Origin of the sequence: Achromobacter deleyi (genome assembly GCF_013116765.2) — a bacterium.
GTDB classification, from domain to species: domain Bacteria; phylum Pseudomonadota; class Gammaproteobacteria; order Burkholderiales; family Burkholderiaceae_B; genus Achromobacter; species Achromobacter deleyi_A.
Window position 1 is genome coordinate 2,146,064 of the sequence record NZ_CP074375.1, and the last position, 23,890, is coordinate 2,169,953.

A 23,890-nucleotide genomic window follows, 5' to 3' on the forward strand; every position below is an offset into this window, starting at 1 on the left:
ACCGGAAGGAGACAACGATGAAGACCAGCATTTTCCGTTTGACCTTGATCGGCGCCCTCTGCTGCACCGCCATGACGGCGACGGCACAGGATTTCCAGGAGCGCACGATCCGGTTCGGTCATCTGAACAACACCGACCACCCCGTCAGCGCCGGCGTGCAGAAGTTCGCGGAGCTGGTGGCCGCCAAGAGCGGCGGAAAGTTGAAGGTCAAGGAATTCCCGGCGTCGCAGCTGGGCAATGAAATGCAGCAGCAATCGGGCTTGCAAGGCGGCGTGCAGGAAATGTCGGCGCCCGCCTCGACGTCGCTGGCGGGCATCGTCAAGGAATTCGGGCTGATCGACCTGCCCTTCTCCGTCACCGACTTCGGCCAGGCGGACGCGCTGCTGGATGGCCCGCTGGGCAAGGCGCTGATCGCGAAGCTGCCCGAAAAGGGCCTGGTCGCGCTGGGCTTCTGGGACCTGGGCTTTCGCAACGTGACCAACTCCAAGCATGCCATCGCCAAGCCGGAAGACCTGGCGGGATTGAAGATCCGGGTCATTCCGAACCCCGTGTTCCTGGATACCTTCAAGGCGTTCAAGGCCAACCCGGTGCCCATGCCGTTCGCGGAACTGTACGGCGCGCTGGAATCCAAGGCGGTGGACGGCCAGGAAAATCCGTACTCGGTGATCCTGTCGAACAAGTTCTACGAAGTGCAGAAATACGTCAGCGCGACCAACCATGTCTACGCCGCGAACATCGTGCTGGTCAGCAAGAAGTTCTGGGACAAGCTGTCGCCCGCCGAGCAACGCATCATGCATGAAGCCGCCGACGAGGCTCGCGTCTACCAGCGCAAGGTCAGCCGTGAAGCCGCGCAGAAGGCCGTGGCGGAACTGCAGGCCAAGGGCATCCAATACAACACGATCGAGCCGGGACAGAAAGTCCGCATGCAACAGGTCGTCAAGCCGGTGATCGAACACTTCACCGGCAGCTACGACCCGGCGATCGTCAAGCTCTACAACGACGAACTCGCCCGCATCCGCAAGTAAACGCACCGGCGCATCCATCATGAAGATTCTCGTTCTGCACGGCCCGAACCTCAACCTGTTCGGCCGCCGCGAGCCGCACATCTATGGCACCACCACGCTGGCGGAAATCAACCAGCGCCTGGCCGCCCTGGCCGCCGAGCTCGGTGTGCAACTATCGACGGTGCAATCCAACCACGAGGGCGCCCTGATCGATTTCCTGCATGAGCACATCGACTCCGCGCAGGGCGCCCTGGTGAACCCCGCGGGCCTGACCCAGCACGGCGTGCCGCTGCACGACGCGATCAAGGCCATGCCCTTCCCCACCCTGGAAGTGCACATGTCGAACATCGCGGCGCGCGAGGCGTGGCGCGCGCATTCGATCATCTCGCCCGCCGTGCGCGGCACGGTGCAAGGATTGGGGCCGCACTCCTACCTGACTGCGCTGCGGGGCCTGGTCGATATCGTCCGTGAAGCCCGGGCATGACGCGGCCACACCTTCATCCGATTCTCAAAGGGGCCACGCCATGGTCTTCATAGACAGATTCATTGGAGGTATCTGCCGCGTGCTCGAACTGGCCATCGCCGTGTTGCTGGCGGCGATGGTGGTGCTGGTCTTCGGCAATGTCGTCGCCCGCTATGGCTTTAACTCGGGCATCACGCTGTCGGAAGAGATCTCGCGCTGGATGTTCATCTGGCTCACGTTCCTGGGAGCCGTCGTCGCCCTGAAGGAACGCGGCCATCTGGGCATGGACATGGTGGTGTCCAAACTGCCGACGGCGGGCAAGAAGATCTGCCTGGTGGTGGGGCAGATCATCATGCTCTACATCGTGGGCCTGATGTTCAAGGGCAGCTGGGAACAGGCCGTGATCAACGCCGAGGTCAGCGCGCCGGTCAGCGGGCTGCCCATGGCCATCGTCTATGCGTCCGGCCTGGTGTTCTCGGCCATGGCCGGGCTGATCATCGCGGTGGACCTTTACCGGGTCCTTACCGGCAATCTGGCTGAGCAGGACCTGATCATGGTCCAGGAGTCCGAAGAGGCCGTGCAGCTCAAGCAGATTCTGGACGACGCCCAGCGCGGCGCGCCGGGGAGAAGCGCATGACCATCGCCGTCTTCATCGGATCGCTGCTGGGCGTCATGGCGCTGGGCGTGCCCATCGCCTTTGCGCTGCTGGCCAGCGGCGTTGCGCTCATGTGGCATCTGGACATCTTCGATTCGCAGATCCTGGCGCAGAACGTCATTGGCGGCGCGGACAGTTTTCCGCTGCTGGCCGTGCCATTCTTCATGCTGGCCGGTGAAATCATGAACGTCGGGGGCCTGTCGCGCCGCATCGTCGACCTGGCGTTGGCGCTGGTCGGACACGTCAAGGGCGGCTTGGGCTACGTCACCATCATGGCGGGCTGCCTGCTGTCGGCCTTGTCCGGTTCCGCCGTGGCGGACGCGGCGGCGCTGACCGCCTTGCTGCTGCCCATGATGGTCAGCGCCGGCCACAAGAAGGAAACGGCGGGCGGGCTGATCGCGGCGACGGGCGTGATCGGCCCCGTGATTCCACCCAGCATCGGCCTGGTCATTTTTGGCGTGGCGGCCAATGTGTCCATCTCCAAGCTGTTCATGGCGGCCATCGTCCCCGGCCTGATGATCGGCGGCGCCCTGTGGCTGACCTGGGCCTGGCTGGTCCGCCGGGAAAAGATCGTGCCGCCGCCGCGCAAATCGACGCAGGAAATCGCCACGGCGTTCCGCAAGGCGTTGTGGGCGCTGATGCTGCCGGTCATCATCCTGGTGGGCTTGCGCATGGGCGTGTTCACGCCCACCGAAGCCGCCGTGGTGGCCGCCGTCTACGCCTTGTTCGTGTCGACGGTGGTCTACCGGGAGTTGAGGCTGAACCAGCTGTACGCCGTGTTCGTCTCGGCCGCCAAGACCAGCGCCATCGTCATGTTCCTGATCGCCGCCGCCATGGTCAGCGCCTGGTTGATCACGGTGGCGGACCTGCCCGCCAAGATCGTGGACATGTTGCAGCCGTTCATGGGCAACAAGATCCTGCTGATGGCCGCCATCATGGTGCTGGTCATGGTCGTCGGCACGGCCATGGACATGACGCCCACCATCCTGATCCTGACGCCGGTGCTGATGCCGCTGGTGCGCGCGGCGGGCATCGATCCGGTGTATTTCGGCGTGCTGTTCATCATCAACAATTCGATCGGCCTGGTCACGCCCCCCGTCGGCACCGTCCTGAATGTCGTGGCGGGCGTCGGGAGGATGAAGATGGACGACGTCACGCGCGGCGTCGTGCCGTTCATGGTGGCGGAGTTCCTGATCATGTTCTTGATGGTGGCCTTCCCTGCCCTGGTAATCGTTCCCGCCCGCTGGTTCGGCGGCTGACTGGCCCGACTCGTCCGCGCCGCCGTGGCTGTCGATACGCCCCGGCGGCACTTTCAAGGAGATTTTCCGCAATGTCCGATCTTGCTCAGTACCGGCGCCCGTTCTGGGATACCCAGCCCCCTTACCGTTTCGATCCCTATGGTTCGACGCAGCTGCGCTCGCCCAACCAGCCGTTGATCGTCGTTGCGCAGACGCTGTCCGAAATCACCGGCCCGGCTTTCGGCGGCGCGTTCGTCAAGAAGGGAGACAACGACCTCACGTGCATCGCCAGCGCCGGCGCCATCGGAGAGCGGATCATCGTGTCCGGCCGCGTGCTGGATGAGAACGGCCGGCCCGTTCCCGACGCATTGATCGAGATCTGGCAGGCCAACGCCGCCGGACGCTATCTGCACAAGCGCGACCAGCACGACGCGCCGCTGGACCCGAACTTCAGCGGAGAGGGGCGGACCGTCACCGACGCGCATGGCTGCTATCAATTCAAGACCATCAAGCCTGGCGCATACCCTTGGGGCAATCACTACAACGGCTGGCGCCCGCAGCACATCCACTTTTCCTTGTTCGGCCGCGCCTACGCCACGCGCCTGGTCACGCAGATGTACTTCCCGGGCGATCCGCTGCTGGAGTTCGACCCCATCTTCCAATGCGTCCCGGACGCCAAGGCGCGCAGCCGGCTAGTCGCCACGCTCGATTGGGAAACGACCGTGCCCGAGTACGCGCTGGGCTACCGTTTCGATATCGTGCTGCGCGGCCGCAACGCCACCCCCATGGAGTAACGCATGCTCTATCCCACCACCTCTCAAACCGTCGGGCCCTATCTGCATATCGGCCTGTCCGGATTGAACTGCGCGGACCTGACCGCCGGCCTGCCCGACCTGGGCGCACCGGCGGTCGTGATTGAAGGACGCGTCACGGACGGGAACGGCAACCCCGTGCCGGACGGCATGATCGAGATCTGGCAGGCCGACGCAAGCGGCGTATACCGGCATCCGGACGACCCGAATCATCGCGGCGCCGATACGGCGCAAGCCGGCTTCACCGGTTTTGGCCGCGTGCCGACCGAGCCTGACGGATCGTTCCGCTTCACCACGATCAAACCCGGGCGCGTGGCCGGCCCGGGCGGGACGCTCCAGGCGCCCCACATTGTCGTGTCGCTGTTCATGCGGGGCCTGCTCAAACAGCTGTCGACGCGGATGTACTTTCCGGACGAGACAGGTGCGAATGAGCAGGATTGGATTTTGCGCCAGGTGCCCGCCGCGCGCCGCGAGACGCTGGTGGCGCAGACGGCCGGCAGCGGCATGTTGCGCTGGAACGTCGTCCTGCAAGGCACGGGCGAGACCGTGTTTTTTGACATCTGACCACGCGCCGACCCGGACCCGCCATGACCGTTCTTTCCGGACTGACAGAGCAGATCTATTCCGATCGCGAGATCATGGCGATGTTTTCCGGCACGGAAACGATCCGGCGCATGCTCCAGGTCGAGGCGGCGCTTGCGCGTGCGCAGGCGCAGTGCGCATTCATCCCCGCAAGCGCCGCGCGCTGCATTGACGACGTCTGCCACGTCGCCGACATTGACAGCATTCTGGACCTTGCCGGCATCGCGTCGGCCTCAATCGCCGCCGGCAATATTGCCATCCCGTTTGTCAGGCAGCTGACCGCCGCCGTGCACAAGGCCGATCCCGAGGCGGCGCGATATGTGCATTGGGGCGCCACCAGCCAGGACATCCTGGACACCGCGCTGGTACTGCAGATCCGGCAGGTGACCGCCCAGCTGGACCAGGATCTGCTGACCGCGGCAAAGGCGTGCGCTTGCCTTACCGCCGCGCATCGCGACACGATCATGGTCGGCCGCACTTGGCTGCAACACGCGCTGCCCACCACGTTCGGGGCCAAGACCGCGGGCTGGCTGGAGGCATTGGAGCGCAGCCGCGTGCAATTGCGCCGCGACGGAACCCGGATCGCGCAACTGCAATTCGGCGGCGCCGCTGGCACGCTGGCCAGCCTGGGCACGGCAGCTCCCGCCGTCGCACGGGAATTTGCGCGCGAACTCGGACTGGCTCTGCCCGCCATGCCCTGGCACGCGCATCGGGACCGTCTTGCCCATTTTTCGGCGACCCTCGGCATCTTGACGGGCACGCTGGGGAAGATTGCCCGCGATATCTCCCTGATGGCGCAGACCGAAATCGGAGAGCTTGCCGAGCCTGGCGGACCCGGGCGCGGCGGCTCCAGCACCATGCCGCACAAGCGCAACCCAGTGGGGTGCGCCGCCATTCTTGCAGCGGCGGCGCGCGTGCCTCCCCTGGTGTCGACCATGCTGTCCGCGATGGTTCAGGAACACGAACGTGCATTGGGTGGCTGGCAGGCCGAATGGGACGTGCTGCCGCAAATTGCCGCCCTGACGGGTGGCGCCTTGCGCCACCTGGTCGGCATGCTGGAAGGACTTGAGGTCTATCCGCGGCGGATGGCGGAGAACCTGGATGCCACGAACGGCCTGATTCTGGGCGAGGCCTATACGCTGGCGCTGGGAGCACGCGTCGGCCGCTTGCAGGCGCATGAACTGGTTGAAGAGGCCTCGCGAGAGGCGGTCCGCCGGGGTTGTGCGCTATCCGTCTGTATCCGGGAGGCTCTGGCGGGCAATCCTGCCACGCAAGATCTGCTCAGCGACGAGGAGATCGAGTTCCTGCGCAACCCGGCACACTATGTCGGCCAGGCGGCGGCGATCTGCGACGAGGTATTGAAGCAGTGGAGAAGCACGCCGGACCACTCCGCTGACAATATCAAGGCACCGCCCGCGCCAGGACGGCGCGGGCGCTTCTGATACGGCACCACTGTGCGAAAGCCCGGCTTTTCGCAGTCCGAAGCCTAGTGGCCGGTCGAATCGCCCTGGCGGCTGGCCTCGAACAGGAACCAGGTGCGCCGTTCGGTTTCGTCGATCCAGTTCTCGATCAGGCTGGAGGTGGCGATATCGCGATGCTCGTCGGTCACGTTGTGGGCCTCGCGCAGCGAGGCCGCCAGCACTTTGTTGTCCTCGCGCAGCTCGGCCAGCATGTCCAGCGGCTGCACATAGTCGGCGTCGTTGTCCGAAATGCGCTGCGACCGCGAGATATGCCCGATCGAGCGCAGCGTGGTGCCGCCGATCTTGCGGATGCGTTCCGCAATGGGGTCCGTCATGGCGAACAGCTGGTCGCCCTGTTCGTCGAGCAGCAAGTGGTAATCGCGAAAGTGCGGGCCGCTTACGTGCCAATGGAAATTCTTGGTCTTCAGATACAGCGCGAAGACGTCGGCCAGCGTCTGGTTCAGCACCGCGGATATGTCCCGGGTGGCCGCGGCCGCCAGGTCAGTGGGCGTCGCCAGCGGCAGCTTGCGCCGCTCTTTTAGCGTTTTGGTGGTCTTCTCATTCAGTTTCTTGGCCATGAATCGCAGCTCCTGGGAATGAATCGAAAAAACACGCGCGGCGCGAACGGAATCGGGCCGCGAGACCCTAGGGTAAATCCGGACGCGCGCTTTGCCAATGGGCCGCGCATGCTGGCATTTCGCTGAACGCCCGATCCAGCGGCGGTCCTATCCATCGTTCAGCGCAAACCTGTCCCGGCCCGTTAAACCGCGCCCGCCGGAAGGAGTATGCTACGGCGCTTCGTTCCAGCCTGATTCACACATCACCATGCGCGGCAATCCCGACGCCAGGCAAGGCGCCATCGCGTTGCACGGGTTCTACTTCCTGTATTACGGCCTGCAGGGCGTCAGTATCCCCTTCCTGCCCCTGTGGTTCGCCAGCCGTGGCCTGGACCCGGCCCTCATCGGGCTGATCGTCGCCACCTCGTTCCTGCCCAAGATCCTGTCCACCCCGGTCGTCGCCCACGTCGCCGACCAGACCGGCCGCGCGCACGCCCTGATCGCCTCCGCGCTGGCCGCGTCGCTGGTGCTCTTCATCTGCTACCCCTTCAGCCACGCGCCCGCCTGGCTGCTGGCCATCACCCTGCTGCTGAACGCCGTGTTCCCGGCGGTGCTGCCCTTGATGGACCGCATGGCCATCGCCAGCGGCCGCGGGCAGGGCAACTCCTACACGGTCATGCGCGCCTGCGGCTCGCTGGGCTTTGCCGCGGTCACTGTCGCGGGCGGCTACCTCATCAAGACTTTCGACACCGATTGGGTGATGTGGCTGTCGATCCTGCTGATCATCGCCTGCCTGGCCTGCGTGCGCCTGCTGCCCCAGGCGGCCCGCCCCGCCGCCGACGAAGCACCCGCCGAACGCGTGCGCCTGCCCATGCGCGAAGTTCTGCGCGACCGTCCCCTGCTCCTGTGCATCGCCGCCGCCTCGCTGGTGCAGGCCAGCAATGGCTTCCTGTATTCCTACTCCACGCTCTACTGGACGGCCAGCGGCCTGTCCACGGCGCTGATTTCGCTGCTGTGGGTTGTGGGCGTGGGCAGCGAGGTCCTGTTCTTCTTCCTGGCGCCCCGGATCCTTGCCCGCACGGGCGCCCAATGGCTGATCCTGACCTCGGCCATCATGACCGCCATCCGCTGGGCCGGGCTGTCCGCCACGACCGACCCGACCCTGATCGCGGTCCTGCAACTGCTGCAGTGCTTCACCCTGGCCGGCAACAACGCGGCCATCATGTGGTACATCACCCGCCACGTCCCGGCCGCTTGCAAGACCTCCGCCATCGCCCTCTACGCCCTGCTCTCGGGCGGGGTCTTCATGTTCGCCAGCATCCAGCTGGGCGGCGCGCTCTACCGCAGCTTCGCCCCCGGCGGCTTCCTGGTAATGGCGCTGTGCGCCGTGGGCGCGGTGCCGTTGGTGATGTATTCGGAGAAGCTGCGGCGGCGGGGGTAGTGGCCGTGAATTATCTCGTTCGCGATAACTTTTACTACAAACGTGATTCGACGCATATCGCGTTCAGGTTCGGATAGAACGGAGCGGCTGTGGCGGGTTTCGGGAGTGATGCGTTCTTAAGATGCCCGGCGTGGCGCGGGCCTGGGGTGGGCGGGGCTACGATTGCGGTCCGGAGCCTTCGCTCCGGACTTCCCCGTCCTCATCCTCGTTGCCGCCTGCGGCGGCTGCCTTCGGATTCCGTCGGGCGCATCTAACGCCCCGCCCACCCCAGGCCCACGCCACGCCGGGCTCTTATGGTTGGATCCTCACGGGCGCTGGGGCGGATGGGGTTCTTGAGATTCTCGCCACGGGTGGGGGGTGGTGGAATATCTTGCGGGGCCCGCCCCCGGCCGGCCGCGCGGGCGGCCTCTGGGAGCTTACGCGATGTCTTGCGTCGGGATGATGACGGCGTCTGCCCTGCATGAACAGCAAGCATCCGCCACTAATCGTCATTTCAACTCCAGTGCCCGATGGGCGGCGCGTACAGGTCGTCAAGCTGTACCCGCTCGTCGCCGCGCCGCCCATCACCGCCCCCCCCCAAACGGAGAGGCCCCACCAGCAAACCACCCGCCACATACGCGCAAGCGCACCCCGCCTCGACGGCCCAACGCCCATATGCCAAATGCAGCCGCCCGCGCGGCTGCATTTGGCGACCCCGCAAATCCCCTACCCCGACCACAGGTCTTGTAGCGCCACAAACCAAGACCTTCGTAGCCCGGCGGCGCGGGCGGGGGGGCTGCGAGCAACCTCCATGCGCCCGAGGGAATCTGAAGGGAAGGCCGAAGGCCTGGACGAAGATGACGAGGGGGTAGTCCGGAGCGAAGGCTCCGGACCGCAATGGCGGGCGCTCGCAGCCCCCCCGCCCGCGCCGCCGGGCGACCTACGAAGAACCGTGAACCTACGAAGAATCGTGAACCTACGAAGCCCCGTAGCCCCACGCAGACCCGCAGCCCCCCCAGCAATCACCGCCCCAAAAACAAAAAAGGCCTTGCACCAGCAAGGCCTTCCAAAAGAACTCAGCAGCACCCGATCCGCTTCTTCCCCCCGTATCGCGCCTCCTGACGCTCCCGGAAGAAATCCTCATAGCTCATCGGCTCCTGCTCAGGATGCGTACGCCGCATGTGCTCCACATACGTCTCGTAATCCGGCACCCCGACCATCAGCCGGAGCGTCTGCCCCAGGTACCGGCCGGCGGCGCCGGCCGCCGAAGTCATATTGCTGAACAACATACGGCGTCTCCTGGATGGCGATCAGTCCGCACCGGCCGCCGCCGTCACCGGCAGCACCTCGTACGGCGTTTCGCGGGCCGTCGGCCGGTTCTCGTTGCGGGCGCGCTGAACCGACTTCAGCCCGAACACCACGATGCTCACCACCACGAAGATGAAGATCGCGCACAGCCCGGCGTTGATGTAGTCGTTCATCACCACGCGCGACATCTCGCCCAGCGACTTGGCCGGCGCCAGCACCTTGCCCTCGGCGATCGCCGCGTTGTACTTGTCGGCGTGCGCCAGGAAGCTCACGCGCGGATCCGCATGGAACAGCTTCTGCCAGCCGGCCGTCAGCGTGCATGCCAGCAGCCACAGCGTCGGCAGAATCGTCACCCACGCATAGCGGTCGCGCTTCATCTTGAACAGCACCACCGTGCCCAGCGTCAGCGCAATCGCGGCCAGCATCTGGTTGGCGATACCGAACAGCGGCCACAGGGTATTGATGCCGCCCAGCGGATCCACCACGCCCTGATAGAGGAAGTAGCCCCACGCCGCCACGCACAGGCCGGTCGCGATCAGGTTGGCGGGCAGCGAATCCGTGCGCTTGAGCGACGGCGCGAACGTACCCAGCAGATCCTGCAGCATGAAGCGGCCCGCGCGCGTGCCCGCGTCCACCGCCGTCAGGATGAAGAGCGCTTCGAACAGAATCGCGAAGTGATACCAGAAGGCCATCATGCCCGGCCCGCCCATCACCTGGTGCAGGATGTGCGCCATGCCGACGGCCAGCGTCGGCGCGCCGCCCGCACGCGAGATGATGGTGCTTTCGCCCACATCCTTGGCCGTCTGGACCAGGTCGGCCGGGCTGATCACGAAGCCCCAGCTCGACACCACCTGGGCCACCTGGTCCGGCGTCGTGCCGATCACGGCCGCCGGGCTGTTCATCGCGTAATAGATGCCCGGCTCGATCACGCAAGCCGCCACCAGCGCCATGATGGCCACGAAGGACTCCATCAGCATGCCGCCGTAACCGATATAGCGCGCCTGGGTTTCGTTTTCGATCAGCTTGGGCGTGGTGCCCGACGAGATCAGGGCATGGAAGCCCGACACCGCGCCGCAGGCGATCGTGATGAACAGGAACGGGAAAAGATTGCCCGACCACACCGGACCGGTGCCGTCGACGAACTGCGTCAGCGCGGGCATCTTCAGCTCGGGCGCCACCACCACGATGCCGATCGCCAGGCCGACGATCGTGCCGATCTTCAGGAAGGTCGACAGGTAATCGCGCGGAGCCAGCAGCAGCCACACGGGCAGCACCGAGGCAATGAAGCCGTAGATGATCAGGATCCAGGTCAGCCCCTTGCCATCGAAGTCGAACATCGGGCCGATGACCGGATGCGCGGCGACGTCCTGGCCGAAGGTGATGGCCGCCATCAGGCCCACGAAGCCGATGATCGAGACCTCGCCGATCTTGCCCGGGCGGATGTAGCGCAGGTACACGCCCATGAACAGCGCGATCGGTATGGTCGCGGCCACCGTGAAGGTGCCCCACGGCGAATGCGTCAGCGCCTTGACCACGATCAGCGCCAGCACGGCCAGGATGATCACCATGATCATGAAGGCGCCGAACAGCGCGATCACGCCCGGGATCTTGCCCAGCTCGGACTTCACCAGGTCGCCCAGCGAACGGCCGTCGCGGCGAGTCGAGATGAACAGGATCGTGAAATCCTGCACCGCGCCGGCGAACACCACGCCGGCCAGGATCCACAGCATGCCGGGCAGATAGCCCATCTGCGCGGCCAGCACCGGCCCGACCAGCGGACCCGCGCCGGCGATGGCGGCGAAGTGGTGGCCAAACAGCACGTGCTTGTTGGTGGGCACGTAGTCCAGGCCGTCGTTGTACTTCCATGCCGGCGTCATGCGCGTCGGGTCCAGCTGGAACACCTTGCGCGCGATGAAGCGGCTGTAATAACGGTATGCGATCAAATATACGCAGACGGCGGCAATCACCACCCATAGCGCATTGATGGTCTCCCCTCTGGCCAGCGCCACGGTGCCCAGCGCAAACGCGCCCAGTACCGCAACCGCCAGCCAGACCAGGTGCTGACCCAGTCCCTTACTGCTGGTATGCATAAGTGCTCCTCTTGCCTCCCGCCATGCTTTTGGCGTGAAACGCTTTTTTCGTCCCGCGGAAGGCAGACTCATTGTTGTGGGGTGGCGGACGCACGCGTCCACGCTGCGCCGTGTCGACGCGGGCGTAAGTATTTCGGTTCGCCTCTGCCGCAACAAGCGCGGAACTACGCAAGCCGGCTACGTGTTATTACGCAATGCACCGCAGCAAATTTCCGTGAAAACCGTAAAATCCCCGATAAATTCCCCTCTTCCCATCCGGCGCCCACGACTGATGCGCCGCAGCAATTCCAGCCCGCACTGATACAAATCGTTTATGAAGCTGCGCCTCAAGATCCTGCTGCTCGCGGCGGTCCCCCTGCTGGTGGCCGTCGCCGCCATCACGGTGGCCGTCTACGTGCAGGGCCTGCAGCTCGCCCAGCGCGAAAAGCAGGTGGTGGAAAGCGCCTGGCTGGCCAGCAAGGAAGGCGAACTGCGCCATTACGTGAACCTGGCCTACAGCGCCATCGCGCCGCTGCAGGCGGCGGGCGACGACGAGGCCACCCGCCAGCGCGCGCTGGACTTGCTGGCGCAGATGGAGTTCGGCCACGACGGCTACTTCTTCGTCTATGACCTGCACGGCAAGAACCTCATGCATCCCCGGCAGCCCGAGCTGGTCGGCCAGGATCTCTGGAACCTGCGCGACACCAAGGGTCAGACCGTCATCCAGAACCTGCTGACGGCCGCCCGCCGCAGCGGCCAGCAGGGCGAGGTCGTGCACTACCTGTGGGAAAAGCCGTCCACGCACCAGACCGTGGAGAAGCTCGGCTACGTGGTGGAACTGGAGCGCTGGGGCTGGATGCTGGGCACCGGCATCTATCTGGACGACGTGGAGCAGGCCCTGGTGCGCATCGACGCCGCCGCGCAGGCCAATATCCGCAACATGTTCGCGTGGGTGGCGGGCATTGCCGCCGTTTCCATCCTGGGCGTGGCCGCCTGCGGCCTGGCCCTGAATATCAGCGACCACCGCCAGTCCGACGCCAAGCTGCGCCTGATGGCCCAGCAACTGGTCCGCTCGCAGGAAGACGAACGCGCCCGGCTGTCGCGCGAGCTGCACGACGGCATCAGCCAGGTGCTGGTGTCCATCAAGCTGTCGCTGGAGGCCGCGCGCGAGCGGCTGCGCCAATCGCAGCCGGCCGACCCGCGCGCGCTGGCGCACATCGACACGCCGCTGGGCGGCGCGCTGGACCGCCTGAATACCGCCGTGGGCGAGGTGCGGCGGATCTCGCACAACCTGCGTCCCACGCTGCTGGACGACCTGGGCCTGCCGGCCGCGCTGGAACACCTGGGGCGGGAGTTCGCCATCCCCAGTGAAGACGGCGCGCCGCCGCTGGCCGTGCGCCTGCGCACCGCCGGACAGCCGGTGAAGCTGCCCGACGCCTACGCCACCGCGCTGTTCCGGGTGACGCAAGAGGCCCTGACCAACGTCCTGCGCCACGCCGGCGCCACCCGCGCCGACCTGACCTTGGCCTATTCGGGGCGCGACCTGCGCCTGACCATCACCGACGACGGCCGCGGCTTCGACTTTGCCGAGGTGCAGCAGGACCCGCGCCGCGGCATCGGCCTGCGCAACATGCGCGAACGCATGAGCGCGCTGTCAGGCAGCCTGACCTTCCATTCCACCGCCCAAGGCACGACCTTGCAGGCCTGGCTGCCGCTGCCGGCCATCGGCGCCCCACTTGCGACTCCCCAAGCATGACCGACAAGCCCGACGCCATCCGACTCCTGCTGATCGACGATCACCCGCTGGTGCGCGACGGCCTGCGCCTGCGCCTGGAAACCGTGCCGCGGCTGCGGGTGGTAGCGGAAGCCGGCAACGCCGCCGCCGCCCTGGCCTTCCTGGCCGCCTGCCTGGCCGAGGATCCGCAGGGCGGCACCCTGCCCCACCTGGCGCTGACCGACCTGAACATGCCTGGGGTCGGCGGGCTGGAGCTGACGGCGCTGCTGCATGAGCGCTATCCCCAGATCGCCGTGCTGGTGCTGTCCATGCACGACAATCCCGAATACATGGTGCAGGCCGTCAAGGCCGGCGCCCGCGGCTATCTGCTCAAGGACGAGCCGGGCCAGGAAATCATCACCGCCATCGACGCCGTCATGGCGGGCCGCAGCTACTTCAGCGCGGCGGCGGCGGTCCGGCTGTCGCAGGCCAGCGCGCTGGCCACCCTGCTCACCCAGCGCGAGCGGGACGTGCTGCGCCACATCGCCGACGGCCACGCCAACAAGCAGATCGCCCAGGCGCTGGGGCTGTCGGTGCGCACCGTCGAAACCCACCGCCTGAACATCAAACGCAAACTGGGCATCGACGGGCAGGCCGAGCTCATCAAGTACGCCGTCGAGAACCGCGGCGTCTGAAGGTCCGTCTTGCGGCCTGAGGTAGACTTGCGTCACAAATGCACCACGGCGCGCCATCGCGCGCGCGCAGCCCCAGGAGTCCCCCATGTCATTGGAAAAACACTACACCGCCATACTCGAAGCACTAGGGGAAGATCCGTCCCGCGAAGGGCTGGCCGACACGCCGGCGCGCGCCGCCAAGGCCATGCGCCACCTGTGCCGCGGCTACGCGCAGAATCTGGACGAAATCGTCAACGGCGCGCTGTTCACCTCCGACACGCGGGAAATCGTCCTGGTCAAGAACATCGAGCTGTACTCGCTGTGCGAACACCACATGCTGCCCTTCATCGGTAAGGCGCACGTGGCCTACCTGCCCGCCGGTCGCGTCCTGGGCCTGTCCAAGGTGGCCCGCATCGTCGAGATGTACGCCCGCCGCCTGCAGATCCAGGAAAATCTCAGCCGCCAGGTGGCCGAGGCCGTCCAGAGCGTCACCGGCGCGGCCGGCGTGGCCGTCGTCATTGAAGCGCAGCACATGTGCATGATGATGCGCGGCGTCGAAAAGCAGAACTCGTCCATGGTCACGTCCGTGATGCTGGGCGAATTCCATGAAAACCCGTCCACCCGGGCCGAATTCCTCAGTCTCATCCGCTAGCAGGACACGGCGCCCTCCTTTTGGCGCATATCGCGGGCCCGCCCGCTGCGACGACGATGCCTGTTCGGGCACCGCCGGCGCGGCCGGCGGGCCCGGCCGCTTTTGGTACCTACTGATCCGGACATCTGGCCCTAGCGTTCTGGTCCCATCCGGGCAAACTGGCACCAGCAAGCCGGTCGCGCCGGGGCGCGGCCGTTCTCTCCCGGAGATCACCATGAACGCGATATACCGCCTGATTCGCCGCTGCACCCTGGCCGGCCTGGCCGCCGCGCTGTTGGCCGCGCCGGCCTACGCGCAGACCAAACTCGTGGTGGGCTATCAGCTCATCGTCGGGCCATTCCTGTCCGCCATCGCGGACGGCAGTTTCGACAAAGCCCTGAAAGAGGCCGGATACCAGGTCGACTGGCGCCAGTTCACCTCGGGCGGCGACATCTCCACCGCGCTGGCCTCCGGCAGCGTGCCGGTGGGAGTGCTGGGGTCCACGGGCATCACCTCGGCCGCCACCCGCGGCGTGAACATGCAGCTGTTCTGGATCCTGGACAACATCGGCAAGTCCGAAGCGCTGGTGGCGCGCAATGGATCGGGCATCAACAGCACCGCCGACCTCAAAGGCAAGCGCATCGCCACCCCGTTCGTGTCCACCTCGCACTTCCACCTGCTGGTCGGGCTGGAACAGGTCTGGAAGGTGCCGCCCCGCGACGTGCGCATCCTGAACATGCAGCCGCCGCAGATCGTGGCCGCCTGGCAGCGCGGTGACATCGACGCCGCCTACGTCTGGCCGCCCGCGCTGACCGAGATCGCCAAGACCGGCAAGATCATCGCCGACTCCGAGCAGATCGGCGCCGCCAGCGTGCCCACCTTCGACGGCATCGTGGTCGACAAGGCCTGGGCCCAGAAGAATCCCAAGTTCATGGCCGCCTTCACGGGCGTGCTGGCCAAGTCCTATGCCGACTACCGCGCCAACGGCGCCAAGTGGACGGCGGACTCCCCGCAGGTCAAGGGCATCGTGAAGCTCATCGGCGGCAAGCCGGACGACATCGTCGAGGCCCTGGGCCTGCTGGTGTTTCCGACCGTGGAGGAACAGATCTCCAAGACCTGGCTGGGCGGCGGCAAGGAATCGGGGGCCGCGCGCGCCTTCGCGGCCAGCGCCAAGTTCCTGAAGGACCAGAAGCAGATCGACAAGGCGCTGGACGACTACAGCCCCTTCGTCACCGATCAGTACGCGAAGGCGGCGGCAGGCAAGTAGCCCGGCCCGCCGCGGCGCGGCGCCAGCCGGCGCCGCGGGCGCCGCCCTACAGAACAGGGGGAAACGGCATGACCATGCAGTCCACGCCCGCCGCGCAGTGCCTGCGCGCGGAAAACGTCAGCGTCACCTATCCCGGCCTGCACGACAGCGGCCCGGTGACCGCGCTGCACGATGTCAACCTGACCATCCAGCCCGGCGAATTCGTCGTCGCGCTGGGCGCCTCGGGCTGCGGCAAGACCACTTTGCTCAGCCTGCTGGCCGGCTTCCTGTCGCCCACCGAAGGCGAGATCACGCTGGGCGGCAAGCCCATCGTCGGCCCTGGCTCGGACCGCGGCGTCGTGTTCCAGAAGCACGCGCTGCTGCCCTGGCTGAACGTGCTGGAGAACACGGAATTCGGCCTGAAGCTGCAAGGCGTGGACAAGGAGACCCGCCGCGCCCGCGCCCGCCGCAACCTTGAGCTGGTGGGCCTGCAGGACTTCCACCGCCACATGATCTACCAGCTTTCGGGCGGCATGCAGCAGCGCGTGGGCATCGCGCGCGCGCTGACCTGCGACCCCGCCATGCTGCTGATGGACGAGCCCATGGCCGCCCTGGACGCGCTGACCCGCGAGACCATCCAGGAACTGCTGCTGGACATCTGGCGGCAGACCAACAAGATGTTCTTCTTCATTACCCATAGCGTGGAAGAAGCGCTTTTCCTCGGCTCGCGGCTGATCGTCATGTCGCCGCGCCCGGGCCGGATCACGCACACCTTCGAGCCGGCGTTCAACCGGCGCTACCTGGAGACCCGCGATGGCCGTGGCATCAAATCCAGCCCCGACTTCATCGCCATGCGCGAGCAAGTCCTTGGCATCATCTACGGCGACGAGCTCGCCGCTGCCCCGCAGGCCCTCCATGCCTAAGCCTCCGTCCGGCCACAAGCCGGCCGCGCCGGGCAAGGTGTACGGGGCGCCGGGCGCGGGCTACAGCGGCCACATCAGCCTGCTCACCAGCCTGGCGCTGATCGCGCTGTGGTTCCTGGCCACCAGCGCCGGCTGGGTGCGGCCGCTGTTCCTGCCCTCGCCCATCGCGGTGTACGACAAGTTCGTCTTCGCCATGACGGAGGGCGTGGCCAACTCGACGCTGACCGAGCATGCGCTGGCCAGCCTGTCGCGCGTGTTCGGCGCCTTCTTCCTGGCCTGCGCCACGGCCATCCCGGTCGGCATCCTGATGGGCGTGAACCGCTATGCCCGCGGCATCTTCGACCCGCCCATCGAGTTCTACCGCCCGCTGCCGCCGCTGGCCTACCTGCCGCTCATCATCATCTGGTTCGGCATCGGCGAATTCCCGAAGATCCTGCTGATCTACCTGGCCATCTTCGCGCCCATGGCGATCGCCGCGCGCGCCGGCGTGCGCTCGGTGTCCATCGAACAGATCCACGCGGCCTATGCCATGGGCGGCACGCCCAGGCAGATTGTCTGGCACGTCATCCTGAAGGCGGCCATGCCGGAGATCTTCACCGGCATGCGCATCGGCATCGGCGTGGGCTGGACCACGCTGGTGGCCGCCGAGATGGTGGCGGCCGATCGCGGCCTGGGCTTCATGGTGCTGAACGCCGCCCAGTTCCTGGCCAGCGACACCGTCATCATGGGCATCATCGTGATCGGCGTGTTCGCCTTCGCCTTCGATCTGCTCGTGCGCTACCTGGAACAGTTCGCCATCCCGTGGAAGGGACGGGTCTGAGCCCGGACAGGGCAATCCCTCATTTCTTCGCCCATCCGGCTCCTCTATCCTGAATGATGGAACCCGGAACGGGCGGCGCCCGCGCGCTGCGCGCCGCGCCCGCCCGCGCCGCCGTCACAAGGAGCCGTCATGTCCAGCCAGGCCTCGATGCTCAAGCCTGTGTTGTGGGAGCGCCTGTTCGAAAGAGAAAGCGCGCCCAACCTCAGCCTGCAGGGACGCGTGCGCCAGATGCTGGTGTCCGCCATCCTCAGCGGCCACCTGCCGCCCGGCATGCCGGTGCCCTCCAGCCGCTATCTGGCCGACCAGCTCCGCATTGCCCGCAACACCGTCGTGTTCGCCTACCAGCAGCTGGTCTGCGAAGGCTATCTGGTGTCGCGCGAACGCAGCGGCCACTTCGTCAGCGACACCGTCATGCAAGGCCATTCGGGTCCGGCCGCCGACGCGGCCGCCCCGGCCTGCGACACCGGCGACGCCGGCGTGCGCTGGGACGAACGGCTGCGCTTGCGGCCGTCACGGCAACGCAACATCACCAAGCCGCGGGACTGGCAGAAGCAGCCCTACCCCTTCGTCTACGGACAATTCGACCAGGACCTGTTCCCCACCGCCGAATGGCGCGAGTGCTGCATCAAGGCGCTGTCGGTGCTGGACATCCGCAGCTGGGCGCCCGACCTCATCACCCATGACGACCCGGCCCTGATCGAACAGATCCGCACCCAGGTCCTGCCGCGCCGCGGCGTCTGGGCCGACGCCGAGGAGATCGTCATCACCGTGGGCGCGCAGCACGCGCTCTACCTGCTGGCCGACCTGCTGGTCAACGACGACACCGTCGTCGGCATGGAAGACCCCGGCTATCCCGACGCGCGCAATATCTTCGCCAGCCGCACCCGCCACCTGCTGCCGCTGCCGGTGGACGAGCAAGGTCTGCGCACCGGCACCCAACTGCTGGGATGCGACTACGTGTTCGTCACGCCCGGCCACCAGTGCCCCACCACCGTCACGCTGTCGATGGAGCGCCGCGTCAGCCTGCTGGCGCTGGCCCGCCAGGCCGACGCCCTGATCATCGAGGACGACTTCGAAAGCGAAAGCCGCTGGGGCGAAGGCGCGATTCCCGCGCTGAAAAGCCAGGACCGCGACGGCCGCGTCATCTACGTGGGCAGCCTGGCCAAGTCCTTCGCGCCGGGACTGCGCATCGGCTATATCGTCGCGCCGCGCGAACTCACGGGCGAGCTGCGCGCGTTGCGCCGCCTGATGCTGCGCCATCCGTCGGCCTACATACAGCGCGCCTTCTCGCTGTTCATCTCGCTGGGTCATCATCATTCGCTGCTGCGCCGCCAATCGCAGGCCTACCAGAAGCGCGGCCACGAGCTCACCCAGGCGCTGGCGCGCCACCTGCCCGACTTCAAGGCGATTCCCATCACCGGCTCGTCGTCGTGCTGGCTGCAAGGCCCGCCCTGGCTCAACGCCGCGGCGCTGTCCGAGGCGGCGCTGGCCGAAGGCGTGGTCGTCGAACCGGGCGACGTCTTCTTCATGAACGGCGCGGACGCGCCCTGCAACTTCCTGCGGGTCGGCTTCACGTCGATCCGTCCGGAGCACATCGAGCCCGGCATCGCGAAACTGGCCAAGGTGGTCGAACGCCAGCGCCGCGCCGCCCAGGAAAACAGCGCCCCGCAGCGCCCCGGCCTGCCCGCGCTAGAGCAGTTCGTCTCGTAGGTAGTACCAGCGGTACAGCAAGCCCTGGCCCAGCCTGCGGAACGGCGCGAACATGTGCCCCGGCAAGGGCGAGTCATAGATGGGCAGGTCCCAGGAAATGCCGTCCTTGCCCATCATCCGCTGCGCGAGCCGCCTGCCGGCATGGGCCGAGAACGCCACGCCGTTGCCGCCATAGCCAAAGGCGTAGTAGACCTGCTGCGCCGGGTCCGGCTGCGTCACGCGCGGCATCATGTCGTGGCTGACATCCACCCAGCCCCACCAGGAGTACGCCACGTCCACATCCTTTAGCGACGGGAATTTGCGCGCCAGCCCCTGGCGCAGGAGCGCCAGATGGCGCGGGTGTTCCGCATCCGCCCCGCGCAGCGCGCTGCGGCTGCCGATCTGCATGCGGCCATCGGGCAGCAGGCGGTAGTAAAAGCGCAGCGTGCGCGTATCGGTGATGAACACCGTGCTTTTCAAACCCGCCGCCTCGCGTTCGGCCGGCGACAGCTCCCGGGTCACCATCGAGTTCGACAGCACCGGCATGATCCGGTTGTCCAGCAGGCGGTTCACGCCCTGGGCGGTGTAGCCGCCCGTGGCGAACGCCACGCGCCGCGCGCGCACCACGCCGCCTGGCGTCTGCAGACGGTACACGCCATTGTCCACGCGCCAGCCCAGCACCGGGCTGGCCGGATGGATGCGCACGCCCAGCGCCCGCGCCTGCCGCAGATAGCCATAGGCCAGCTTCAGCGGATGCACGCCCACGCCGTCCGGCTCATGCATCGCGCCCACGGCTTCGTGGTCGTCCACATAGCGTTCCCGCAGCTCCGCCTTGCTGAGCATCTTCGCGTCGTAGCCGAAGACCTCGCGCATCACGCGCGACTCGTTTTCCAGGAAGGCCATTTTCTTCTGGCGATGCGCCGTGTACAGATGGCCGCCCGGCTGCGCGTCGCAGTCCACCTGGGCCACCAGGCTTTTCCAATACTCGAAGCCCTCGCGGATCTCCGCATCCAGCCGCCTGGCCGTGTCCAGCCCCCAGCGCTCGATCCACTGCGAACGGTACAGGCGCCCGGATGCGTTCTGCCCCTGGCCGCCGTTGCGGCTGGTGCATCCCCACACGGCGCGGTTGGCCTCCAGCACCACCGCCTTCACGCCGAAGTCCCGCGCCAGCGCCAGCGCCGCCGACAGGCCCGTGAAGCCGGAGCCGACGATCACCACATCGGCGTCGATATCGCCGTTGATCGGCCCGTCGTCTTCGGGCGGCGCGCCGGCCGTCGCCACCCAGTAGGTGGGCGCGTAGTCCTGGCCCTGGCCGGGCGGAGACACCAGCGGGTCATAGGCCGGGTTGTATGCGCTGATGGCGGCGCCGGGCCCGGGAGCCGGACGATGGGAGGCTAAGGACATTTGGGTATCCATGCTGCGGTTCCGGTTGCTGGGCGCTAGGCCCGTGCCGGCAAGGGCGGGCGCTGCTTGCGAAACGCGTTCTTCACGCGGATCTTGCCGTCCTGGAAGGTGAAGATGTCCACCATGTCGGCCTCGATGCGAGAGCCATCCGCCGCGGTGCCCGAGAACGTGGATTCGGAGACCCCGCGGTCGCCGGCAACCCAATGCCGGCCGTTGGCCCACTGCGCATCGGGAAAGTTCTTCCAGGCCGCGGCAAACGCGGCGCGCACCGCCTCGGGGCCCGCGTGGCGGCTGCCGAACTGCTCGGGCCCGCTCACTGTCTCGAACACGCAGTCCTCGCTCATGAAAGACATCAGGGCGTCGATATCATGCCGGTTCCACGCGGCCGCGAACTCGGCCAGCATCTCCACGGTGACGGTCTTGTGCATTGCCTACCCTCCTCTGCTGGCGGGGCGCGAGATGCGCCCACGCTGAACACCCAAGGTACGTGCGGGGAATGCCAGGGTCTAGAACCAGACGCGGGGAATCGCTTGCACCAGACCTCAGGCCCCGTTGACGAGCAGCGAGGTCTCGCGCGGGCCCTGCGCCGCGGCGGGCGCGAGCCAGGACGAGACCTCATCGATCGCGATGCCATCGCGCATGCCGATCAGCACCAGCGACGGCCCGTCCAGGTCCGCCGGAGGGCGCGCCTCTGCGTCAAAGCGCACGCGGCGTCCGGCCCATTGCACCAGCACCCAGCCGTGCCGGTCCGTGCGCACCCAGCCCTTGGCGCGCAGCAGCTGGCGGGGCAATTGCCTGAGCCTGCGGGCGAACTCGTCGGCATCCAGCAAGGCGGGCGCGCGCCACAGCCAGCTCTGGAACGGATGCCGCGGGTCGGGCGCGGGAGATGTCTCTTCCGGCTGCGCGCAATGATGGCCGCAAGCATGGTGCGCGCATGCGGTGGCGGCCGGAACCGCATCCTCGCCCGTCAGATAGCGCAGATCCACCCGCGACTCGCGCGCGGCCACGATGGCTGCGCCGCCCGTCACCTCATGCAGCCAGGCCCGCAGCGCCGCCAGTTGCGCCGCCGAGGCCAGATCGGTCTTGTTCAGCACCAGCAGGTCCGCCGCCCTGAGCTGACGTTCCACGGTATCCGCCAGCAAGGGATCCGCGGCCGCCGCGCGGATGTTCCCCGCGTCCGCCAGCACGATGACGCCTTGCAGTTGCAGCATGGGATCGGACAGGCCCACCTGCGCGATGCGGCCGGGATCCGACACGCCGCTGGCCTCGATGACGATCCATTCGGGCAGCGGGTCCAGCGCCAGCACCCGCGCCAGCGCGTCGTCCAGGCCGCCGGCCATCGAGCAGCAGACACAGCCGTTGGCCAGCCGGATCACGTCGTCGGCGCGCTGCGCGATCAGGCCGGCGTCGATATCGACGGGCCCGAAATCGTTGACCAGCACCGCCGCGCGGCGCGGGCTGGCCGCCAGCACGTGGTTCAGCAAGGTGGTCTTGCCCGAACCCAGGAAGCCGCCCACCACCGTCAAGGGAATCCGCGCCATCTCACGCTTCCTGAAGCGCCAGCGGACGGCCGCCGATGACGGTGCCCAGCACCTTGATGTCCTTCAGGCTTTCCGCCGGCGTAGCGGTAGGGTCGCCCTCCAGCACGCAGAAGTCCGCGTGCTTGCCCACTTCGATGGAACCGACCAGGTGGTCCAGGCACAGCGTATAGGCCGCGCCCAGGGTGATGGCGTGCAGCGCCGCGTCGACGCCGATGCGCTCGGACTCCCCCAGCACGCGACCCGACGAGGTCTGCCGGTTCACCGCGCACCAGGCCGTGAACAAGGGTCCCAGCGGCGTGATGGGCGCATCGGAATGGATGGCGAACGGCACCCCGGCGCTTGCGGCCGAGGCGCAGGCATCCATGCGGTTGGCGCGGTCGGGGCCCATGGTCAGGGCGTAGTGAGCGTCGCCCCAATAGAAGATGTGGTTGGCGAACAGGTTGACGCACATGCCCAGGCTGGCCATGCGCCGGAACTGCGCGGCGTCCGCCATCTGGCAATGCTGCAGCGTGTGGCGATGATCCCGGCGCGGGGTGCGTTGCAGCGCCCGCTCCACCGCGTCGATGGCCAGCTGCGTGGCCTCGTCGCCATTGGTGTGGATATGCAGCTGCGCGCCCGCGTCGTGATAGACCTGCACCATCGCGTCGAGCTCGGCCGGCGCGATGACCCAGATGCCGTTGGGCGCGCCGTTGTAGTAGCCCGGCCAGCGCACTCTTGCGGTGAATCCCTGTATGGACCCGTCGACCACCAGCTTGACCATGCCCAGGCGCAGCTTGTCGTGATTGAGCCGCCTGGCCGCCGCCAGCTTCTCCAGGCAGCGCGCCGGGTCGCCGGCGTAGGTCAAGGCGGATGCCGCCGGCACGATCCTGACCGGGAAGTCCGGCTCGGCCGTCACGCGCGCCAGCGTCGCCAACCCCTCGTCGCCCAGTTCATTGACCAGGTCCGTGGCGGTCGTCACCCCGGCCCATTGGGCCACCTTGCCGAACATCCGCAGGCCCTCTTCCGTCATGCCCACCGTGCGGAACGGACTGCCGATCAGCCGCAAGACCGGGAACATGGCGGCGAATTCGCAGAGCTCCCCGCTTGGCCGCCCGTCCTCAAACCGGCTCACGCCCTCGATATCGGTGTCCCGGTCCACGCCCGCGCGCGCCAGCATGGGCGTATTCACGTTCATCAGGTGCATGCTGGCATGCATCACCACCACGGGCCTGTCGGCCGACACCGCATCCAGGTCCCGGATGGTCATGCGGTCGCCGCCGAAGAAGATGGGGTCGAAGCCCCAGCCGATCAGCGTCTCGCCCGCCGCCAGCGCCCGTTCGGAATCGCGTAGTCTGCCAGCCACCTCTTCAAAGCTCTTCAAGCCGGGCCACAGCCGGCCGTCGGGCCCGCGCCGGTCGTAAAAGCCCACGTAGACGAACTTCCACATGCCGCCCTCGGGCAGATGGCAGTGCCCTTCAACCAGTCCCGGCATCAGCACCCGGTCCGCATAGCGCTCGTCGACCTCGGCCGGGCCCCAGCCGGCCAGCTCCTCCCTGCTGCCCACGCCCAGGATGCGGCCGTCGCGCACCGCGACGTGGGTCGCCCGCGGCTGGGCGGGATTCATGGTGAGGATCGTGCGTGCGGCGTAGATGGTGGTGCGGGCTGCGGGCTGGTTCATCAGGCTTTCCTTGGATGGGTGGA

Annotated in this window: 22 protein-coding genes; 15 read left to right on the forward strand and 7 right to left on the reverse strand. The window is 67.0% G+C overall.

All coding sequences use genetic code 11. The features are described 5' to 3' along the window. Window positions 1-17: 17 nt before the first annotated feature. The 7 genes from HLG70_RS09535 (at window position 18) to HLG70_RS09565 (ending at window position 6,196) form a co-directional block, all read left to right on the forward strand. Window positions 18-1,025: a TRAP transporter substrate-binding protein gene (locus tag HLG70_RS09535; protein WP_171662783.1), complete on the forward strand. Its 1,008-nt coding sequence runs from the start codon at window positions 18-20 to the stop codon at window positions 1,023-1,025. Window positions 1,026-1,044: 19 nt separating this feature from the next. After that, window positions 1,045-1,488, forward strand: a complete 444-nt coding sequence (locus HLG70_RS09540) for a type II 3-dehydroquinate dehydratase (RefSeq protein WP_171662782.1) — start codon at window positions 1,045-1,047, stop codon at window positions 1,486-1,488. 49 nt (window positions 1,489-1,537) lie between these two features. Next, window positions 1,538-2,104, forward strand: a complete 567-nt coding sequence (locus tag HLG70_RS09545) for a TRAP transporter small permease (RefSeq protein WP_419144813.1) — start codon at window positions 1,538-1,540, stop codon at window positions 2,102-2,104. Then, a complete protein-coding gene (locus tag HLG70_RS09550; RefSeq protein ID WP_171662780.1) occupies window positions 2,101-3,381 on the forward strand; it encodes a TRAP transporter large permease subunit in 1,281 nt (426 codons plus the stop codon). Before HLG70_RS09545 ends, HLG70_RS09550 begins: the two co-directional genes overlap by 4 nt. A gap of 71 nt (window positions 3,382-3,452) precedes the next feature. Next, window positions 3,453-4,154: a protocatechuate 3,4-dioxygenase subunit beta gene (gene pcaH / locus HLG70_RS09555; RefSeq protein ID WP_171662779.1), complete on the forward strand. Its 702-nt coding sequence runs from the start codon at window positions 3,453-3,455 to the stop codon at window positions 4,152-4,154. 3 nt (window positions 4,155-4,157) lie between these two features. Then, complete coding sequence (gene pcaG / locus HLG70_RS09560; protein WP_171662778.1) at window positions 4,158-4,736, forward strand: protocatechuate 3,4-dioxygenase subunit alpha; 579 nt, start codon at window positions 4,158-4,160, stop codon at window positions 4,734-4,736. 23 nt (window positions 4,737-4,759) lie between these two features. Next, window positions 4,760-6,196, forward strand: a complete 1,437-nt coding sequence (locus HLG70_RS09565) for a 3-carboxy-cis,cis-muconate cycloisomerase (RefSeq protein WP_171662777.1) — start codon at window positions 4,760-4,762, stop codon at window positions 6,194-6,196. Between the two features lie 44 nt (window positions 6,197-6,240). On the opposite strand, the gene HLG70_RS09570 is transcribed toward HLG70_RS09565, so the two are convergent. Beyond that, window positions 6,241-6,792, reverse strand: coding sequence for a Dps family protein (locus tag HLG70_RS09570; protein WP_171662776.1), 552 nt, complete (start codon window positions 6,790-6,792; stop codon window positions 6,241-6,243). 247 nt (window positions 6,793-7,039) lie between these two features. On the opposite strand from HLG70_RS09570, the gene HLG70_RS09575 reads away from it, so the two are divergent. Continuing rightward, window positions 7,040-8,212, forward strand: coding sequence for an MFS transporter (locus HLG70_RS09575; protein ID WP_171662775.1), 1,173 nt, complete (start codon window positions 7,040-7,042; stop codon window positions 8,210-8,212). Window positions 8,213-9,267: 1,055 nt separating this feature from the next. Here HLG70_RS09575 and HLG70_RS09580 read toward each other — a convergent pair. Both HLG70_RS09580 and HLG70_RS09585 read right to left on the reverse strand, forming a co-directional pair. After that, window positions 9,268-9,480 (reverse strand): YbdD/YjiX family protein, encoded by a 213-nt coding sequence (locus HLG70_RS09580; protein WP_105238611.1) that lies wholly within the window; start codon window positions 9,478-9,480, stop codon window positions 9,268-9,270. A gap of 21 nt (window positions 9,481-9,501) precedes the next feature. Continuing rightward, window positions 9,502-11,589 carry a carbon starvation CstA family protein gene (locus HLG70_RS09585; protein ID WP_171662774.1) on the reverse strand — a complete coding sequence of 696 codons (2,088 nt, stop codon included), beginning with the start codon at window positions 11,587-11,589 and terminating at the stop codon, window positions 9,502-9,504. A gap of 313 nt (window positions 11,590-11,902) precedes the next feature. On the opposite strand from HLG70_RS09585, the gene HLG70_RS09590 reads away from it, so the two are divergent. The 7 genes from HLG70_RS09590 (at window position 11,903) to HLG70_RS09620 (ending at window position 19,286) form a co-directional block, all read left to right on the forward strand. Then, window positions 11,903-13,324 carry a cache domain-containing protein gene (locus HLG70_RS09590; protein ID WP_171662773.1) on the forward strand — a complete coding sequence of 474 codons (1,422 nt, stop codon included), beginning with the start codon at window positions 11,903-11,905 and terminating at the stop codon, window positions 13,322-13,324. Next, window positions 13,321-13,977, forward strand: coding sequence for a response regulator (locus HLG70_RS09595; protein ID WP_171662772.1), 657 nt, complete (start codon window positions 13,321-13,323; stop codon window positions 13,975-13,977). The genes HLG70_RS09590 and HLG70_RS09595 overlap by 4 nt, the downstream gene beginning before the upstream one ends. A gap of 85 nt (window positions 13,978-14,062) precedes the next feature. Continuing rightward, window positions 14,063-14,608 carry a GTP cyclohydrolase I FolE gene (gene folE / locus HLG70_RS09600; RefSeq protein WP_213697169.1) on the forward strand — a complete coding sequence of 182 codons (546 nt, stop codon included), beginning with the start codon at window positions 14,063-14,065 and terminating at the stop codon, window positions 14,606-14,608. A 214-nt stretch (window positions 14,609-14,822) separates the two neighbouring features. Continuing rightward, window positions 14,823-15,854, forward strand: a complete 1,032-nt coding sequence (gene tauA / locus HLG70_RS09605; RefSeq protein ID WP_171662771.1) for a taurine ABC transporter substrate-binding protein — start codon at window positions 14,823-14,825, stop codon at window positions 15,852-15,854. Window positions 15,855-15,922: 68 nt separating this feature from the next. Further along, window positions 15,923-16,756: a taurine ABC transporter ATP-binding protein gene (locus tag HLG70_RS09610; RefSeq protein WP_171662770.1), complete on the forward strand. Its 834-nt coding sequence runs from the start codon at window positions 15,923-15,925 to the stop codon at window positions 16,754-16,756. Next, window positions 16,749-17,576, forward strand: coding sequence for an ABC transporter permease subunit (locus HLG70_RS09615; protein ID WP_171662769.1), 828 nt, complete (start codon window positions 16,749-16,751; stop codon window positions 17,574-17,576). The genes HLG70_RS09610 and HLG70_RS09615 overlap by 8 nt, the downstream gene beginning before the upstream one ends. A 129-nt stretch (window positions 17,577-17,705) precedes the next feature. Beyond that, entirely contained in the window at window positions 17,706-19,286 is a 1,581-nt protein-coding gene (locus HLG70_RS09620) for a PLP-dependent aminotransferase family protein (RefSeq protein WP_171662768.1), read from the forward strand. Here the strand turns inward: HLG70_RS09620 and HLG70_RS09625 are convergent. From HLG70_RS09625 to HLG70_RS09640, 4 genes are all read right to left on the reverse strand, one after another. Next, on the reverse strand, window positions 19,266-20,669 hold the full coding sequence (locus HLG70_RS09625) for an NAD(P)/FAD-dependent oxidoreductase (protein ID WP_213697170.1): 1,404 nt from the start codon (window positions 20,667-20,669) through the stop codon (window positions 19,266-19,268). The two genes, HLG70_RS09620 and HLG70_RS09625, sit on opposite strands and share 21 nt — an antisense overlap. Before the next feature lie 35 nt (window positions 20,670-20,704). After that, on the reverse strand, window positions 20,705-21,097 hold the full coding sequence (locus HLG70_RS09630; RefSeq protein ID WP_171662766.1) for a nuclear transport factor 2 family protein: 393 nt from the start codon (window positions 21,095-21,097) through the stop codon (window positions 20,705-20,707). A 114-nt stretch (window positions 21,098-21,211) separates the two neighbouring features. After that, window positions 21,212-22,210, reverse strand: a complete 999-nt coding sequence (locus HLG70_RS09635; protein ID WP_171662765.1) for a CobW family GTP-binding protein — start codon at window positions 22,208-22,210, stop codon at window positions 21,212-21,214. Window position 22,211: 1 nt separating this feature from the next. Continuing rightward, a complete protein-coding gene (locus HLG70_RS09640) occupies window positions 22,212-23,867 on the reverse strand; it encodes an amidohydrolase (RefSeq protein WP_171662764.1) in 1,656 nt (551 codons plus the stop codon). Window positions 23,868-23,890 lie beyond the last annotated feature (23 nt).

What these genes read in the sequence shown, in the direction of transcription:
- HLG70_RS09620 (WP_171662768.1), top strand. Translation starts at nt 17,706, where the DNA reads ATGTCCAGCCAGGCCTCGATGCTCAAGCCTGTGTTGTGGGAGCGCCTG.
- HLG70_RS09585 (WP_171662774.1), bottom strand. Translation starts at nt 11,589, where the DNA reads ATGCATACCAGCAGTAAGGGACTGGGTCAGCACCTGGTCTGGCTGGCG.
- HLG70_RS09615 (WP_171662769.1), top strand. Translation starts at nt 16,749, where the DNA reads ATGCCTAAGCCTCCGTCCGGCCACAAGCCGGCCGCGCCGGGCAAGGTG.
- HLG70_RS09630 (WP_171662766.1), bottom strand. Translation starts at nt 21,097, where the DNA reads ATGCACAAGACCGTCACCGTGGAGATGCTGGCCGAGTTCGCGGCCGCG.
- HLG70_RS09580 (WP_105238611.1), bottom strand. Translation starts at nt 9,480, where the DNA reads ATGTTGTTCAGCAATATGACTTCGGCGGCCGGCGCCGCCGGCCGGTAC.
- pcaG (WP_171662778.1), top strand. Translation starts at nt 4,158, where the DNA reads ATGCTCTATCCCACCACCTCTCAAACCGTCGGGCCCTATCTGCATATC.
- HLG70_RS09570 (WP_171662776.1), bottom strand. Translation starts at nt 6,792, where the DNA reads ATGGCCAAGAAACTGAATGAGAAGACCACCAAAACGCTAAAAGAGCGG.
- HLG70_RS09610 (WP_171662770.1), top strand. Translation starts at nt 15,923, where the DNA reads ATGACCATGCAGTCCACGCCCGCCGCGCAGTGCCTGCGCGCGGAAAAC.
- HLG70_RS09635 (WP_171662765.1), bottom strand. Translation starts at nt 22,210, where the DNA reads ATGGCGCGGATTCCCTTGACGGTGGTGGGCGGCTTCCTGGGTTCGGGC.
- HLG70_RS09575 (WP_171662775.1), top strand. Translation starts at nt 7,040, where the DNA reads ATGCGCGGCAATCCCGACGCCAGGCAAGGCGCCATCGCGTTGCACGGG.
- HLG70_RS09550 (WP_171662780.1), top strand. Translation starts at nt 2,101, where the DNA reads ATGACCATCGCCGTCTTCATCGGATCGCTGCTGGGCGTCATGGCGCTG.
- HLG70_RS09590 (WP_171662773.1), top strand. Translation starts at nt 11,903, where the DNA reads ATGAAGCTGCGCCTCAAGATCCTGCTGCTCGCGGCGGTCCCCCTGCTG.
- HLG70_RS09565 (WP_171662777.1), top strand. Translation starts at nt 4,760, where the DNA reads ATGACCGTTCTTTCCGGACTGACAGAGCAGATCTATTCCGATCGCGAG.
- tauA (WP_171662771.1), top strand. Translation starts at nt 14,823, where the DNA reads ATGAACGCGATATACCGCCTGATTCGCCGCTGCACCCTGGCCGGCCTG.
- HLG70_RS09535 (WP_171662783.1), top strand. Translation starts at nt 18, where the DNA reads ATGAAGACCAGCATTTTCCGTTTGACCTTGATCGGCGCCCTCTGCTGC.
- HLG70_RS09540 (WP_171662782.1), top strand. Translation starts at nt 1,045, where the DNA reads ATGAAGATTCTCGTTCTGCACGGCCCGAACCTCAACCTGTTCGGCCGC.
- pcaH (WP_171662779.1), top strand. Translation starts at nt 3,453, where the DNA reads ATGTCCGATCTTGCTCAGTACCGGCGCCCGTTCTGGGATACCCAGCCC.
- HLG70_RS09625 (WP_213697170.1), bottom strand. Translation starts at nt 20,669, where the DNA reads ATGTCCTTAGCCTCCCATCGTCCGGCTCCCGGGCCCGGCGCCGCCATC.
- HLG70_RS09595 (WP_171662772.1), top strand. Translation starts at nt 13,321, where the DNA reads ATGACCGACAAGCCCGACGCCATCCGACTCCTGCTGATCGACGATCAC.
- HLG70_RS09640 (WP_171662764.1), bottom strand. Translation starts at nt 23,867, where the DNA reads ATGAACCAGCCCGCAGCCCGCACCACCATCTACGCCGCACGCACGATC.
- folE (WP_213697169.1), top strand. Translation starts at nt 14,063, where the DNA reads ATGTCATTGGAAAAACACTACACCGCCATACTCGAAGCACTAGGGGAA.